We start from the raw sequence: 13,022 nt of genomic DNA on the forward strand, positions 1-13,022 counted from the left end.
TCAACCCCTCCTTTTTAGTGCCATAAGCAAAACCTGATCGGAGGCATCCTCCGCTCTATCGGCTATATCTCCAATCTTTGTTATAACCTTATCCCATATGATTTTTGCGAATGTTGTTATTTTCTCACTTTCAAAAACCTTTCTCAAAAGGGAATACTCAATTTTATCAGCCTCTTCTTCTGCCATTTCAGTCTTTTTTGCATACTCAATCGCCTCATCGACGTTTGTGTTGAGTGCTTTAACAGCCTTTTCAAGGAGTTGATATGTCCTCAAGGAATAATCTAAAAGCTCTAGGATCTCATCCTTCAGATCTGAGGGCACTTTGGGTTTTGCTAAGATCAGAGAATGGGCGGCACTCTCCGCTGCATCTGCCACACTATCCACTAGCTCAGATAATCTAGCGTAATCCCCTCTGTTAACCGGTAAAAATGCGCCTTGATAAAGCATTGTCTCTATTTCTCTCCTTAAAGTATCTGCTTCCCTCTCCAGTTCTTCAACTTCTTTCATTAGAGCCTCTGCCCTCTCAACTTCTCCATTGAGATAAGCTTCCACAAGTTCTCTAAGTTTTATTATGGTGGAATTTACCGCATCAAGATGTCTGTCAATTGTTGCAAAAACATTATTTTCCTTCCCTCCAAATATGGGCATATCTCATCCCCAGTATACTATCAATGGGAGTCTTTATTTAGTTTGTGACTCCTTAGCCTTTACCAAACTCCAGAGTGCAAAGTTTAGGGGAGTTTTTAGCCCTATTTCCTCACCGTATTCGATGATTTTACCATTTATAAAGTCTATTTCTGTCATTTTGCCCCTTCTTATGTCCTGAAGCATGGAGTTATAGTTCTCTCTTGTTCTCTTAAGGGTTTCGAGGAGAAGTTCCATTGGATGCATATCGAACTCAATCCCCCATTGAGTAGCGACCTGACAGCCTTCCTTCACCACTTCCATCGCCAAGGTTAAGAGATAATCATTTTCCAGAATATCGCCATTTTTGACTTCCATAATAGCTCCAATTGGGTTTATTGCGGAGTTAACTATAGCCTTAGCCCACTTCCATCCTGCTATGTTCTCACTAATCTCCGCCTCTAGCCCGGCTTTCTTAAAAAGGGCAACAAGCCTTTCTGCAAATTCTCCTTTTCCCTTAGGGTAATTTCCGATTATTGTTATTCCCTTTCCAGTCCATCTAACAACTCCCCATCTCTCAAGGGTTGCCCCATTGGTAGTTATCCCGCCCAGAACATTTTTTGTGTATTTTAATGCTTCATCCTCGTTCCCAAGCCCGTTTTGAATGCTTAGTATCCATGTGTTTTCTCCTATGCTTTCTTTGGCACATTGTAAGGCATAAGCAGAGGAATAGGATTTTGTTGCTAGGATTATCAAGTCCGGAGGCTCTGGAGGAGTTTCGGTAACGGCTCTCGGATACACTGTGAACTCCTCAGCCCCAACAACCATGAGACCATTATTGTTTATAGCCTCTACATGTTCTTTCCGACCTATCAGCGTCACATCTTCCCCAATTCTCGTTAAAAGTGCGCCAAAAAGGGAACCTATGGAACCTGCACCGAGAACGTAAATTTTCATCCTTTCATCACCTTCCTTAGTGGAAATAACGAGTAAACGGACAATGTAAGAGAAATTGCAAAGAATACCCACCAGTAGCCCCGAAGTGAGTAGTTAAACGTGTAGATTGTGTAGGAAAGGGCCGTGTAAAACATTGCCAAGAGAGGAATTCCGCCGATTGAAAGTTTTCTGTTTTTGAGAAAGAGCAACAAAATCCCAACAATTGCTAAAGAAAATATGCAAGGCTTTATTTCATCTGGCCACACGATATTTAAAGTTCTTAGCAGAGTAGCTAAAGAAACAAGCCCGATGCCAATGTTGATGACTCTTTCAGCTAAGCTAACCGGCTGGCTCGCTTTGGGGAGAGCAAAAATTATGGCAACAAGTGAGAGCAAAAGGCCTATAGCAAGGAATAAGGGAATCTTAACATCTGCCCAGTAGAATATGTCAACCATAAACGCCGAGGATAGGGAAACTCCTCCAAAAAATCTTGAGTTTTTATTCAAGTAGGCAACCGAGAGAAGTGCTATGAGAAGGGGAGAAAGATAAAACAATCCAGGGCTATCACCCAACTTACTCGGGAGCTCTCTTATCATTCCATAAACAAAAACTGCAAGGGATAGGAGATATATGCCTATTGGCAGAGTCTTTTTCACAATATTCACCGTAACCATTTTAATACATTCCCTTAAATATCTTGCAGTCATGGAGCTGACGGTAATACTCGTTGAGGTCGAATATCCCATAAACCTCGGAGCTATTGCAAGGGTTATGAAAAACTTTGGGGTAAAGGAGCTTATCTTAGTTAATCCCAAGGTTAGTCCTAATGACAAAACAGCTAGAAAATTTGCCGTCCATGCTGTAGATGTTTTGGAAAATGCAATACTCGTTGATTCACTTGACGAAGCCCTTAAAATGGTAGATCTAGCTGTAGGAACTAGTGGGATAGCGGGAGGAGACTATATTCCGGAGAGAACTCCCATAACACCGGAAGAATTCGCAAAGAGGGCTTTTCTTTACGATGGGAGTATTGGGCTAGTTTTTGGGAGGGAAAGCAGGGGATTGGACAATGAAGAACTTAAAAAGCTAGATTTTACAGTTACAATTCCTACCAGCGAAGAATACCCAGTAATGAACTTGAGCCATGCTGTCGCTGTGGTACTGTACGAGATTTACAAGCAAAGAACAAAGGCTGAAGTTGTAGAGGTAAAAGAGAAGCTTAGAAAGTCTACAAAGGAAGAGAGAATCAGATTGGTTAGACTTTGGGAAAAGCTCTTAAACACTTTGGAGTATCCAAAGGATTTGGAAAGACGAAAACTCTCTGTGTTAATGTTCCAGCGTTTTCTGGGAAGAGGGTTTATATACGCAAAGGAGATACACTCCATGTATGGGCCTCTAAGAAAAGCCATTGAAAGATTGGAGAGATGTAAAGATGATTGCTATTGATTCATTCAAAATAGGCGGAAGAGAAATACAGATAGCCGCAATCTATGAAGAGAAAATTCAAGGCATAGCTTTTTCCCTTGATGGAGAAGAGTTTCTTCGAGAAAGAATTAGGGGTTTGGCAAAACACTTACAAAAGCGTGGTGTGAATGTTGATCTAAGGGAAAAGGAGAGCGACTTTCCTCAACTGGTTTACAAGGTTCTTGTGGGGGAAATTAAAAACGAAGAAGCACTGGAGTACCTTAGCTTTGAGGGAACCACTCCCTTTGAGAAGAAAGTTTACGAGACGCTTACAAAAAAGGTTAAAAGAGGGGAAGTCATAAAATACGGTGAGCTTGCTAAAATGCTCAAGAGCTCACCAAGAGCCGTCGGAGGGGCAATGAAAAGAAACCCCTATCCTATAGTGGTTCCCTGTCATAGAGTTGTTGCATCAAGCGGCTTAGGATGGTACACTCCAAAAATAGACTACAAAAAGTTTTTACTCATGCTGGAGGGGGTGAAAAAATGGACAAGCTAAAACTCTACCTCATAGGGTTCCTCGTGGCTATTATTGCGATAGCAGCAGGCATAATATACAAATGGGGCTTCTGGATGCTGGTTAGGATAGTGCTGAGCTTAGGATTTTTAGGATTAACTCTAATGCTTGGATTTTTCTTGGCATTGACACTTTACGCAGAAAGCTGGAAGTACGCTGGGCTTTTAGTAATTCCAACAGCATTAAGTGCCTATGCAACGTATCTAAGCATTACATGGCAGAAGCTAAAGATAGTTGGTGGAATAATAGTCCTCTTTGTTCTCGGGCTTGCGTTTGGTATATGGTACATAAGTGAACCCGATTTGAGCTTAACTGACCGCTTTAGAAGTGCTGAAAGTCTTGAGAGGGCTGGCAAATATAAGGCCGCTGCAAGAAAATATGAAAAGAAAGGGAACTACTTAAAAGCCGCAGAGATGTATGAAAAGCTTGGCTGGATGGAAAGCGCAGCTTGGGCATATGAAAAGGCTGAAAAATACGAAAGAGCTGCAGAGATCTATGAGCAGCTTTACGAGAAGGAAAAAGACACCTACTACCTCAAAGAGGCTCACGAGTACTGGAAAAAGGCTGGCAACATGGAGAGAGCCGCAAAAGCGTTAGAGAGATATGCCGAGGAAGAGCCGTGGTTCTGGGAAGATGTTGCAAAGCTTTATGAAGAGCTTGGCAATGAGGAAAAAGCAAGAGAAGCCTGGGAAAAAGCTTTGGAATACTACAAAGGTGAAGCCCAAGAAGAGGGCGTCTTCTGGGAGGATGTTGGCAATATAGCGAGGAAGCTTGGAAACGAAGAGCTTGCAAAAGAGGCTTATCAAAAATTCCTTGAATACTGCTTAAAAGAGGCCGAAGAAGACCCCATGTGGTGGAAGCACGTTGCAGAGGCTTATGAATACTTGGGAGAAAAAGAGAAGGCTGAAGAAGCGAGGAAGAAGTACGAAGAATATAGGCAAAGAATAATGAAAAGCAACGAAGAAACTTCAAACTTCCCTGATAACGCCAAAAAAGATGAAGAATAAAAAACTTTATTTTATATCTACCTTTTTTGAAATTTTTTATAATGACTTCCAAAATAAGCTAAAATTTGTCAACAACTGCCTTTATAACCAAAATATTTTTTAACATATAAAGCAGAGTATCCAATCCGTGAGGGGATAATTATGGAGAGTGAAATCGAGGAGAAAGTTAAACTCAACATAATTAAAATTTCAAAGATGCCACTCAAGTTAATTATGGAAAAAGACTTCCTAAAACTCTCTCCAGAGGACAAAATTAAAACCCTAATTAAAAAAATTGGAGTACAGAACATGTGCTGTCATAACTGATGAAGATGAAAGACTTCTTGGGTTTATCTCTACTGATGAATTGATAAATCTCATAGTCCCCCCTTCTGATTACATTTTGGTGGGAATTGACGCAATAAAAGAAGCTCACTTTGACTGGGAAAGGCCAGTTAAGGAAATAATGAACACAAGACCCTTAACTCTAAAACCCGATGATAAACTTGGATATGCCCTTGAGATGATGCTTGAAACCGGTATAAAACAATTTCCGGTTGTTGAAAGAGGAGGAAAGGTCGTTGGAACATTCTCAGCCCAATCAATAATACGACTTCTTCGGATTTTTGCCCGGTGAGGAGAGATGCAAGTAGAATTGATAATGTATATTTCCCTTATGTTAGCCATTGCTGAAACATTTGGGTGGATATTTGCAAGAATAGGGCAACCAGTTGTTCTTGGTCAAATAATTGGGGGAATACTACTCGGAACGTTCTTTCCTCCAACAGAGGAAGTCAAAGATATCTCAATGGTGGGAGTTCTCCTTCTTCTCTTTCTTGCAGGCCTTGAAAGCAGTGTTGATGAGCTCAAAGAAGCCGGGAGAGCTGGTGTCTCGGTGGCAGGAATAGGGGTTTTCATTGCTTTTTTAATTGGATTTGCCATCGTTTATCCGTTTAAGGGATTTAACCAAGCACTCATATATGGGGCTCTTACGACCCCAACAAGTGTTAGCCTGACTGTTAGAGTTCTCATGGAACTTGATGCCCTAAAAACTCGGGAGGGGATGACTATCTTAACTGCTGCAATAGTTGATGACATCCTTGGTATTATTATCCTGACAGTTATCATCTCACTGCTAGTTCAGGGAAGTGTTCATTATACCGTTATAGCCTCAATCATTTTGAGGGTAATATTCTTTCTTGCAGTTGCTCTCTACATTGTTCCTCCAGCAATAGACCGGCTCTTAAAGAAAGTAGTTCACTTAGGATTTGCCGATTCCACAATAACACTCTCAATGGCGGTACTATTCGCCTTTGCTTATTTTGCCGAACACATGAATCTTGCATCAATACTAGGGGCTTACCTATTTGGACTAGCACTTAGCGAAACTGAGTTTAGAAAACCGATATTTGAACACACTCGTATTATTGCTCATGCTATCTTTATCCCTTTGTTTTTTGTTGATGTGGGAATGAACATGCCAATGCAGGATATTAAATCAATAGGCTTCTTTGCCATTGTATTCTCTTTGGGAGCAATAGTTAGTAAAGTAATTGGTTGTGGTCTTGGAGCTCTTGTAGGAGGTTTAACTCTTAAGGAGTCTATTAGAATAGGAGTGGGAATGATCCCTCGAATGGGTGTAGAACTTGCAATGCTGACTGTAGCGCTCAATGAAGGGATAGTAGGAAAAGAGGCATATATCGTTATAGTTTTGATGATATTCCTTACTACCCTCGTTACTCCACCTTTCCTTAAAATAAGTTTCGGCAAACAGGTTGAGGAAGAGGAGTTAACAGAAATCTTTGAGATGGGATATTAGTTTATAAAGAAAGTAAACCCAGAATAGACTTTAAACTTCCCGGAAGAGGAGAAGAAATCTTGATGACATTTTCATTTTTGGGAAACCGTTATATATCCTTTTTTTGATTCCTTTCTGGTGGTAAGTATGATGCCAATGAAGGGTATGAACCCCAAACAAATGCAGAAGCTCATGAAACAGCTTGGAATTAAGATGGAAGAGCTTGAGGGAGTTAAGGAGGTCATAATAAGACTTGAAAACAAAGAAATCGTTATCAAAGACGCTGCAGTAACCGTAATAACAGCTATGGGAGAGAAGAGCTACCAAATAGTGGGCAAGGAGGAAGTCAGAGAAGTTCTCAACATTCCCGAAGAGGACATAAAACTCGTTATGGAGCAGGCAGGCGTTGACTACGAGACGGCCAAAAAAGCATTGGAAGAAACAAAAGGAGACCTGGCAGAGGCAATATTAAAACTCCAAGAATCTTAGATTTACTCTTCCTTATGTTCCTTTTCAAATGCTTCAATTGCTTTCATTAGAGGAATTAAATGCATTAGAGCAGGTCCCCCAGCCATTAGAACTGCTACCAATCCGGCCTCTATAAGTTCCTCCTTCTTTGCTCCCGCTTCCATGGCCTTTTGGGTGTGCAAATAGATACACCACTCACAACCGGCAGCTATCCCCAAAGCCAAAGCTATAAGTTCTTTTTCTCTTGTTGTTAAAGCTTTTGTCTCAGCAACTTCCCTCAAAAACCTTGAAAAGGCTGATATTTCCTTTGGGTGCTGCTTTCCAAGTGTTTGCAGAAGTTCCTCTATTTCCTTAAGTTTTGTCTGTACGTCTTCACACTCCATAATACCACCGTGTAAAATTAGTTTTTTGAGTATAAATACCTATCCAAAAGAATATAAACCCCTTTGCTTAGCTCCAATCGATGAGAGCTATTGGAGTAATAAGACACTCACCCAATAGAAGGGTCAATAAAGAAGAGTTCGAGGAGCTTTTGAGAAGTGCCGGTTATGAAATTCTCGCAATAGTTGAACAAACCAGGGAAGAACACCCCAAGTATAACATAGGACCCGGAAAGCTCCAAGAAGTGAAGGAACTCATAAAAGAGCTCAACCCTGATAGGATAATATTTGCAAATCCACTCACCCCTTCCCAGTCCTTCAACATAACAAAAGAGCTTAAAATTGACGTCATTGACAAGTGGCAGCTTGTTCTTGAGATATTTGAGAAGAGAGCACATTCAAAAGAAGCCAAGCTTCAGGTCGAGCTGGCAAACCTCCAATACGAGTTGCCCCTTGTAAAAGAAGCCATTAGGAGAATTAAGCTTGGAGATAGGGCGGGTTTCAAAGGTATGGGTGAATATCAGACGCAGCAGTATCTGAAGCACATCCGCTACAGAATGGGGAAAATAAGAAAAGAGCTTGAAAAGGTTAAAGCAGATAGAGAAGTAAAAAGAAAGAGAAGAGAAGAAGTTGGATTTATACTTGTTGCTTTAGCAGGCTATACAAACGCTGGTAAGTCAACTCTCTTAAATGCACTAGCAGATGAGAATATAGAGGCAAAGACACAGATGTTCACAACCCTTGACACGACCACAAGAAGGTTTACAATAAACGGAAAAAGAGCCTTGATAACCGATACCGTTGGTTTTATAGATGACCTTCCGCCTTTTATAGTTGAAGCTTTTCATTCAACCCTTGAGGAAATAGTGAGGGCAGATATTGTCCTTCTTGTTTTGGATTCAAGCGAACCTTGGAGAGAGATAAAGAGAAAGTTTTTAGCATCGATAGAAGTGCTAAAAGAACTCAAAGCATTGGATAAGCCCATCTTAGTCGTTCTAAACAAGAAAGACCTTACAAGCGAGGAAGACCTTTCAGACAAAAAGAAGGCAATTGAGGAATTGATCAGCAGAAAGGGAATAACCGTAAGTGGGATCGCCTCAATATCTGCAAAGGAGAGGGATCTGGAAGAACTCTACACCGCCCTTGAGGAGGTAATGTTCACCCTTCCGAAATACAGGCTCTTTGAGATTCTTGTCAAGGAAAGGGAGAAGGTACCAAAGGTAATAGCTTTAATAAACTCCATAGGGGAAATCTTAGATGTAAAATACGGCGAAACGACGAGGATTTCAGCCTACATTCAGGTGGGTATGATAAAAAGCCTTACAAAAATGGGAGTAGAGCTAAAGCATCCGAGCTAGTTATTCTATCGGCACGCCATCTTTTGTTCTTGGAGCCAGCCACTTCATTAGCCTTTGCGGATCCTTTGTTCTTATTATTATCGTTATCGGACCTAAGGGAGATTCCTCGTTAAAGTTGACCTTGCCCACATATGCGACCTGCTTGTGCACCTTAATTATTATCTCTTCCCCAAAGTAACCTTCTTCCAGCATTGCTCTCGCTGTATCAAGAATCTGCTGTCCCCTGAAGAGTTCATAAAGTCTCTGAAGTGCTTTTTTATCCTTCGTCTTTCCTACTAAAAGGATGTAATCCCCTTTGTCAAACGCCTCAAACTCGAGGGGTGACACTAAGTTAAGCATAGCCTTCTTAACCTTCTCAATGTCCTCCGTAGGATAAACGTAAGCTTCAACCTCAACTTCCTCAAACATCTCGCCCACCAGTGATAATTAGAGAGACGGTTTTTGAACTTTTCCACACTACCTACCGAAAGCATTTTATTACGATAAAAGTCATCTAAATTGGTGAAAAACATGGGAAGGATTGAAGCCATCAAAAAATATTTAGAAGAGAACGAAGTTGAGGCTGCTTTAATAACAAGTGCTCCAAACCTCTTCTACTTCACAAACGCCGCGCCCTTGGTTGGTGGCTATCTTGTAGTAACCCTAGAGGAAGAAACTCTACTTGTCCCTGAACTCGAGTACGAGCAGGCAAAAGAGGAAGCTAGGGTCGGCGTTGAGAAGTTCAAGAAAATGGACGAGCTCTATGAATACCTCAAGCGCTTTAAATCGCTTGCAGTTGAAGGCAACATGAGCATTTCCTTCCAAAATGCCTTGAAGGAAAAAGCCGGGGTTAAAGAATTCAAGCTTTTGGACGATGTAATAAAGGAGCTCAGGATGATAAAGAGCGAAGAGGAAATAAAGCTTATCGAAGACGCATGCAGGCTGGCGGATATAGGGGTTATGACTGCCATAGAGGAGATAAGCGAAGGAAAGCGCGAGAAAGAGATTGCCGCTAAGGTTGAATATGTGATGAAACTCGAAGGTGCTGAGAAACCAGCTTTTGACACGATAATTGCAAGCGGTTACCGCTCCGCCCTGCCTCATGGAGTTGCAAGCGACAAAAGGATTGAGAAGGGGGATCTCGTTGTCATAGATCTTGGAGCCCTATATAGGCACTACAACTCCGACATAACGAGGACAATAGTTGTGGGTACTCCAAATGAAAAGCAGAGGGAGATTTATGAGATAGTCCTCGAAGCTCAAAAGAAAGCCGTCGAAGCTGCAAAGCCAGGAATGACTGCAAAAGAACTCGACAGCGTTGCGAGAAAGGTAATAGAGGAGTACGGCTATGGTGACAAGTTCATCCATTCCCTCGGACATGGAATAGGACTTCAGGTTCACGAGTGGCCTAGAGTTTCTCAGCAAGATGAGACCGTGCTGAAAGAAGGCATGGTAATCACGATAGAGCCGGGGATATATATTCCAAAGTTTGGCGGCGTTAGGATTGAGGATACCGTCGTTATAACAAAGAACGGTGCGAAAAGATTAACAAAAACAGACAGGGAGCTTATTTGAGCCTTAATGGGGCTTTGACCTTTTCTTTTTATCCTATAACTTCCCCCATGAGGTATGTCGAGGTTGCTTTTGTAACCTTTACCCTCACGAATTCTCCAAGGGGGGCATCGGGAAGTATTATATCCTTATAGTTCATTGTCCTTCCTTCTATTCCTCCTTTTTCTCCCGGAGAGTGTGTCAAAACTTCTACTTCTCTGCCTATGTATCTTTTGTTTATCTCGTAGCTTATTGCAAGCCTTAATCTGTGCAGATAGCGGGAGCGCTCCTTTACCTTCCACCCCACTATTTGTCCTTCCATTTTTGCCGCTAATGTTCCAGGTCTTGGTGAAAAGCGTGAAACGTTTATCTTGTCCGGTTTTATCCTCTTAACCAGCTCTACCGTATTCTGGAAGGCTTCTTCGCTTTCTCCTGGAAAACCAACTATTATATCGGTGTTCAAGTTGAGGTCTTTGATGTGCTTTCTGAATTCTTTAACTATTTCTTCAAATTCCTCAACCGTATACGTTCTTCCCATTTTCCTTAGAATTTCATTGTCGCCGCTCTGCACCGGCAAATGCAGGAACTTGTATATTTTCTCATCCTTGTAAACCTCTATAAGCTCATCTAGTATTTTGATTGCATTGTTGGGGTTCATCATACCAACCCTTACCCTAAAATCGCCCTCTATTGTCGTAATCTCATCCAAAAGCCTTGCTAGGTTTGTGCCTATGTCGAAGCCATAGCAACCGGTGTCTTCGCTTGAGAGCTGAATCTCCTTATATCCTTTAGCTACAGCATCTTTTACCCATTTCACAATGAGCTCGGGTTTATAGCTCTTTAAAACTCCCCTCGCAAATCTTGTGGCACAATACGTGCAGGCATTCAAGCACCCTTCGCTTATCGGAACTACAAAAACAACGCCTCCCTTCCAAATTCTGGGGAGTTCTAATTTGTCAATGCTCCTCTCTTTCCACCCTTCAACACTGATTAGCTTTTCTCCCTTCTCTGCCAATTGTATGGCTTCAACAATTCTGTCTATGCTTTTAACCCCAAGAATTCCAGAGGCTCTCTCATCTATTGCATCTGGATTAACGTGTGGCAAACAGCCCGTCACTATAACCTTTTTTCCACTATCAATGAGCTCTTTAATCCTTTTGCTCATGTGCTTTTCCGTTGGGTCTTTGACGGCACAGGTGTTAACAACAACATACTCCGCACTATCCAAGTCCGCTATCTCATAGCCCGCTTTGAGCAGCAGGGCTTCCATAATCTCTGCATCTGCCTTGTTCCTTGTGCACCCATAAGTTTCTATGTGAACTCTCATCGCAATCCAATCCCTTAGAGCATTTAAAAAGATATGGTAGCAAAGATGGGTATTTAAACTTCCGGGAGAATTAAAAATGATGCCGGATGAGAGTGTGCATACTCTACGATTCCAAGCACGGGACGACGGAAAAGGTTGCAAGGGCAATAAAAGAAGCGATTGAGGAATATGCAAGTGTAGAGGTCAAAAGGGTAAGTGAAGTAACGACCCTTGGAGACTGTGAGCTCGTTATCGTAGGAACGCCAATTTACTATGAAAAACCTCTAAAAAGCATTCTTGAGTTTTTGGAAAAGCACTCCGAGGAGCTTGAGAAGAAAAAGGTGGCGATTTTTATTGTCTGCTTTGCAGTTGCATTTAGGAGCCTTGTCAGATGGCATATTCAAAACCACTACATAAAGCCCTTAAAGGAGAGAATTCGGGGAGAAATCGTTGGTACCCTCATGTTAAGAGGCGGCATTGGAAATATAGGAGAGGGAGAGATAGAGAAAGCAAAGAGATGGGCTTTCAGGCTTTTAGATTTTTGACCTCTTATCCAGAAGCCATAATACGAACCCTATCAAGCCCACAAAGGCCACCATTCCAATCATTGTTATCAATATGTTGGTATACGTTGCAAGGACTCTCGTGAGAATTATTAGGAACGCCATTGCAATGGCAAGGCCTACGATCAAGAAGAGAGTCCCAAGCTCTTCCAGTATTCTCATGACTACCACCCAATCTCAAACGGTATTTCGGCTTTTTCTCCTTTCTCAAGTTTGTGAAGTTCTTTTCTGTAGGCTTCTAGGGGTTTGTCCTCTTTTTTCAAGAAGCGCGCAAAGGTCAGAGGCTCTTTCTCAACCTGGGCAAAAAATTCGGGGTATCTTTTATCTCTAACCACGTGGTGATCTAAGATAATTTCTGCGTTCGTTTCTCTTATTATCTCGTTGAGGTTCTTGAGCCCTGTGTTCCAAGCTTCCTTAACCCGATACCCTTCTAAATATAGAGGTGGGCCTCCTGTGATTAGTACGTCCGGCATCTGCCTGATTATCCACTCTTTCGAGGCTTTGTTTAAAAGCTGAATGTCGCTTGCGTGAATAACCCTTTTCTTCCCATCGTCTACCATAACCATCACGACAAAGCCGAGCTTCGAGCCCTCACTCCCATGGGGAACTGCCGGGGAGAACTCGATTATAAAGTCCCCAAAGTCAAAGAACTTTCCATCCGCATATTCAATCTTTTTCGCTATCTTTTGAGCTTCTTTGAGGAAAGCCCATGCCCTTTTTCGCTGGCTGAAGTTTATGTTTTCTGTGGGATGTTTTATGAGGAGTGTTTTTCCACTGTAAAGTTCCTTCGCTTTTTCCGGAGAAGAACTTTCGTAAATTCCCTCAAAGAACGGCGTATGGTGGTCGTAGTGATAGTGGGAAATTGTTATTATCTGGGCTTTTTTTGAATAACGCTGTATCTTTTCCCTTGCCTTTTGCAGGGCTTCAAGCTCTGCTTTAGCTGGAGGTAAGGAATAACGTTTTGGACCTAATGCCGTTCCAGGATCGATAAGAATGCCCACTTTTCTAACCTCTAGGAAAGTTGCGAGGCTTCTAACACCGAGGCTTTCAGAGGCAAGTGGAATGATCTTCATGGGGACACCTTAAGTTTTAGGC

Annotated in this window: 18 protein-coding genes; 10 read left to right on the forward strand and 8 right to left on the reverse strand. The window is 41.9% G+C overall.

The window, feature by feature from the left end; all coding sequences use genetic code 11:
* The 3 genes from NF859_RS02805 to NF859_RS02815 are packed head-to-tail and all read right to left on the reverse strand — an operon-like array spanning position 1 to position 2,225.
* Complete coding sequence (locus NF859_RS02805) at positions 1 to 648, reverse strand: TIGR00153 family protein (RefSeq protein ID WP_252742915.1); 648 nt, start codon at positions 646 to 648, stop codon at positions 1 to 3.
* Between the two features lie 33 nt (positions 649 to 681).
* Positions 682 to 1,581 (reverse strand): 2-dehydropantoate 2-reductase, encoded by a 900-nt coding sequence (locus NF859_RS02810; protein ID WP_252742916.1) that lies wholly within the window; start codon positions 1,579 to 1,581, stop codon positions 682 to 684.
* Positions 1,578 to 2,225, reverse strand: coding sequence for a hypothetical protein (locus NF859_RS02815; RefSeq protein WP_252742917.1), 648 nt, complete (start codon positions 2,223 to 2,225; stop codon positions 1,578 to 1,580). Before NF859_RS02815 ends, NF859_RS02810 begins: the two co-directional genes overlap by 4 nt.
* Before the next feature lie 40 nt (positions 2,226 to 2,265).
* On the opposite strand from NF859_RS02815, the gene NF859_RS02820 reads away from it, so the two are divergent.
* From NF859_RS02820 to NF859_RS02850, 7 genes are all read left to right on the forward strand, one after another.
* A complete protein-coding gene (locus tag NF859_RS02820; protein ID WP_252742918.1) occupies positions 2,266 to 3,006 on the forward strand; it encodes an RNA methyltransferase in 741 nt (246 codons plus the stop codon).
* Complete coding sequence (otg, locus tag NF859_RS02825) at positions 2,993 to 3,520, forward strand: methylated-DNA--protein-cysteine methyltransferase (protein WP_252742919.1); 528 nt, start codon at positions 2,993 to 2,995, stop codon at positions 3,518 to 3,520. Before NF859_RS02820 ends, otg begins: the two co-directional genes overlap by 14 nt.
* Positions 3,508 to 4,545: a tetratricopeptide repeat protein gene (locus tag NF859_RS02830; protein ID WP_252742920.1), complete on the forward strand. Its 1,038-nt coding sequence runs from the start codon at positions 3,508 to 3,510 to the stop codon at positions 4,543 to 4,545. Before otg ends, NF859_RS02830 begins: the two co-directional genes overlap by 13 nt.
* 141 nt (positions 4,546 to 4,686) lie before the next feature.
* Positions 4,687 to 4,851 carry a hypothetical protein gene (locus NF859_RS02835; RefSeq protein WP_252742921.1) on the forward strand — a complete coding sequence of 55 codons (165 nt, stop codon included), beginning with the start codon at positions 4,687 to 4,689 and terminating at the stop codon, positions 4,849 to 4,851.
* Entirely contained in the window at positions 4,820 to 5,161 is a 342-nt protein-coding gene (locus NF859_RS02840) for a CBS domain-containing protein (protein ID WP_252742922.1), read from the forward strand. The genes NF859_RS02835 and NF859_RS02840 overlap by 32 nt, the downstream gene beginning before the upstream one ends.
* Before the next feature lie 6 nt (positions 5,162 to 5,167).
* Complete coding sequence (locus tag NF859_RS02845; RefSeq protein ID WP_252742923.1) at positions 5,168 to 6,343, forward strand: cation:proton antiporter; 1,176 nt, start codon at positions 5,168 to 5,170, stop codon at positions 6,341 to 6,343.
* 126 nt (positions 6,344 to 6,469) lie between these two features.
* A complete protein-coding gene (locus NF859_RS02850) occupies positions 6,470 to 6,811 on the forward strand; it encodes a nascent polypeptide-associated complex protein (protein WP_004066781.1) in 342 nt (113 codons plus the stop codon).
* 2 nt (positions 6,812 to 6,813) lie between these two features.
* Here NF859_RS02850 and NF859_RS02855 read toward each other — a convergent pair whose 3' ends face one another.
* Positions 6,814 to 7,173 carry a carboxymuconolactone decarboxylase family protein gene (locus NF859_RS02855; protein ID WP_252742924.1) on the reverse strand — a complete coding sequence of 120 codons (360 nt, stop codon included), beginning with the start codon at positions 7,171 to 7,173 and terminating at the stop codon, positions 6,814 to 6,816.
* A gap of 80 nt (positions 7,174 to 7,253) precedes the next feature.
* Between NF859_RS02855 and hflX the strand changes: the two genes are divergently transcribed.
* On the forward strand, positions 7,254 to 8,528 hold the full coding sequence (gene hflX / locus NF859_RS02860) for a GTPase HflX (RefSeq protein ID WP_252742925.1): 1,275 nt from the start codon (positions 7,254 to 7,256) through the stop codon (positions 8,526 to 8,528).
* On the opposite strand, the gene NF859_RS02865 is transcribed toward hflX, so the two are convergent.
* Entirely contained in the window at positions 8,529 to 8,936 is a 408-nt protein-coding gene (locus NF859_RS02865) for an RNA-binding domain-containing protein (RefSeq protein WP_252743071.1), read from the reverse strand. It abuts the gene before it with no gap.
* Positions 8,937 to 9,038: 102 nt separating this feature from the next.
* On the opposite strand from NF859_RS02865, the gene pepQ reads away from it, so the two are divergent.
* Entirely contained in the window at positions 9,039 to 10,082 is a 1,044-nt protein-coding gene (gene pepQ / locus NF859_RS02870; protein WP_252743072.1) for a Xaa-Pro dipeptidase PepQ, read from the forward strand.
* A 28-nt stretch (positions 10,083 to 10,110) separates the two neighbouring features.
* Here pepQ and NF859_RS02875 read toward each other — a convergent pair whose 3' ends face one another.
* Positions 10,111 to 11,385, reverse strand: a complete 1,275-nt coding sequence (locus tag NF859_RS02875; RefSeq protein ID WP_252742926.1) for a tRNA (N(6)-L-threonylcarbamoyladenosine(37)-C(2))-methylthiotransferase — start codon at positions 11,383 to 11,385, stop codon at positions 10,111 to 10,113.
* An 86-nt stretch (positions 11,386 to 11,471) separates the two neighbouring features.
* Here NF859_RS02875 and NF859_RS02880 point away from each other — a divergent pair, with 86 nt between their 5' ends.
* Complete coding sequence (locus NF859_RS02880; RefSeq protein WP_252742927.1) at positions 11,472 to 11,909, forward strand: flavodoxin domain-containing protein; 438 nt, start codon at positions 11,472 to 11,474, stop codon at positions 11,907 to 11,909.
* Here NF859_RS02880 and NF859_RS02885 read toward each other — a convergent pair.
* Together NF859_RS02885 and NF859_RS02890 are read right to left on the reverse strand one after the other, a co-directional pair.
* Positions 11,898 to 12,089, reverse strand: coding sequence for a hypothetical protein (locus tag NF859_RS02885; protein ID WP_252742928.1), 192 nt, complete (start codon positions 12,087 to 12,089; stop codon positions 11,898 to 11,900). The two genes, NF859_RS02880 and NF859_RS02885, sit on opposite strands and share 12 nt — an antisense overlap.
* A 2-nt stretch (positions 12,090 to 12,091) precedes the next feature.
* On the reverse strand, positions 12,092 to 13,000 hold the full coding sequence (locus NF859_RS02890) for an MBL fold metallo-hydrolase (RefSeq protein ID WP_252742929.1): 909 nt from the start codon (positions 12,998 to 13,000) through the stop codon (positions 12,092 to 12,094).
* Positions 13,001 to 13,022: the final 22 nt, after the last annotated feature.

The organism is Thermococcus alcaliphilus (assembly GCF_024054535.1).
In the GTDB taxonomy this organism is placed as follows: domain Archaea; phylum Methanobacteriota_B; class Thermococci; order Thermococcales; family Thermococcaceae; genus Thermococcus_A; species Thermococcus_A alcaliphilus.

What these genes read in the sequence shown, in the direction of transcription:
- NF859_RS02810 (WP_252742916.1), bottom strand. Translation starts at nt 1,581, where the DNA reads ATGAAAATTTACGTTCTCGGTGCAGGTTCCATAGGTTCCCTTTTTGGC.
- NF859_RS02820 (WP_252742918.1), top strand. Translation starts at nt 2,266, where the DNA reads ATGGAGCTGACGGTAATACTCGTTGAGGTCGAATATCCCATAAACCTC.
- NF859_RS02880 (WP_252742927.1), top strand. Translation starts at nt 11,472, where the DNA reads ATGAGAGTGTGCATACTCTACGATTCCAAGCACGGGACGACGGAAAAG.
- NF859_RS02830 (WP_252742920.1), top strand. Translation starts at nt 3,508, where the DNA reads ATGGACAAGCTAAAACTCTACCTCATAGGGTTCCTCGTGGCTATTATT.
- NF859_RS02890 (WP_252742929.1), bottom strand. Translation starts at nt 13,000, where the DNA reads ATGAAGATCATTCCACTTGCCTCTGAAAGCCTCGGTGTTAGAAGCCTC.
- pepQ (WP_252743072.1), top strand. Translation starts at nt 9,039, where the DNA reads ATGGGAAGGATTGAAGCCATCAAAAAATATTTAGAAGAGAACGAAGTT.
- NF859_RS02865 (WP_252743071.1), bottom strand. Translation starts at nt 8,936, where the DNA reads ATGTTTGAGGAAGTTGAGGTTGAAGCTTACGTTTATCCTACGGAGGAC.
- NF859_RS02805 (WP_252742915.1), bottom strand. Translation starts at nt 648, where the DNA reads ATGCCCATATTTGGAGGGAAGGAAAATAATGTTTTTGCAACAATTGAC.
- NF859_RS02885 (WP_252742928.1), bottom strand. Translation starts at nt 12,089, where the DNA reads ATGAGAATACTGGAAGAGCTTGGGACTCTCTTCTTGATCGTAGGCCTT.
- NF859_RS02850 (WP_004066781.1), top strand. Translation starts at nt 6,470, where the DNA reads ATGATGCCAATGAAGGGTATGAACCCCAAACAAATGCAGAAGCTCATG.
- NF859_RS02845 (WP_252742923.1), top strand. Translation starts at nt 5,168, where the DNA reads ATGCAAGTAGAATTGATAATGTATATTTCCCTTATGTTAGCCATTGCT.
- NF859_RS02875 (WP_252742926.1), bottom strand. Translation starts at nt 11,385, where the DNA reads ATGAGAGTTCACATAGAAACTTATGGGTGCACAAGGAACAAGGCAGAT.
- NF859_RS02855 (WP_252742924.1), bottom strand. Translation starts at nt 7,173, where the DNA reads ATGGAGTGTGAAGACGTACAGACAAAACTTAAGGAAATAGAGGAACTT.
- otg (WP_252742919.1), top strand. Translation starts at nt 2,993, where the DNA reads ATGATTGCTATTGATTCATTCAAAATAGGCGGAAGAGAAATACAGATA.
- NF859_RS02835 (WP_252742921.1), top strand. Translation starts at nt 4,687, where the DNA reads ATGGAGAGTGAAATCGAGGAGAAAGTTAAACTCAACATAATTAAAATT.
- hflX (WP_252742925.1), top strand. Translation starts at nt 7,254, where the DNA reads ATGAGAGCTATTGGAGTAATAAGACACTCACCCAATAGAAGGGTCAAT.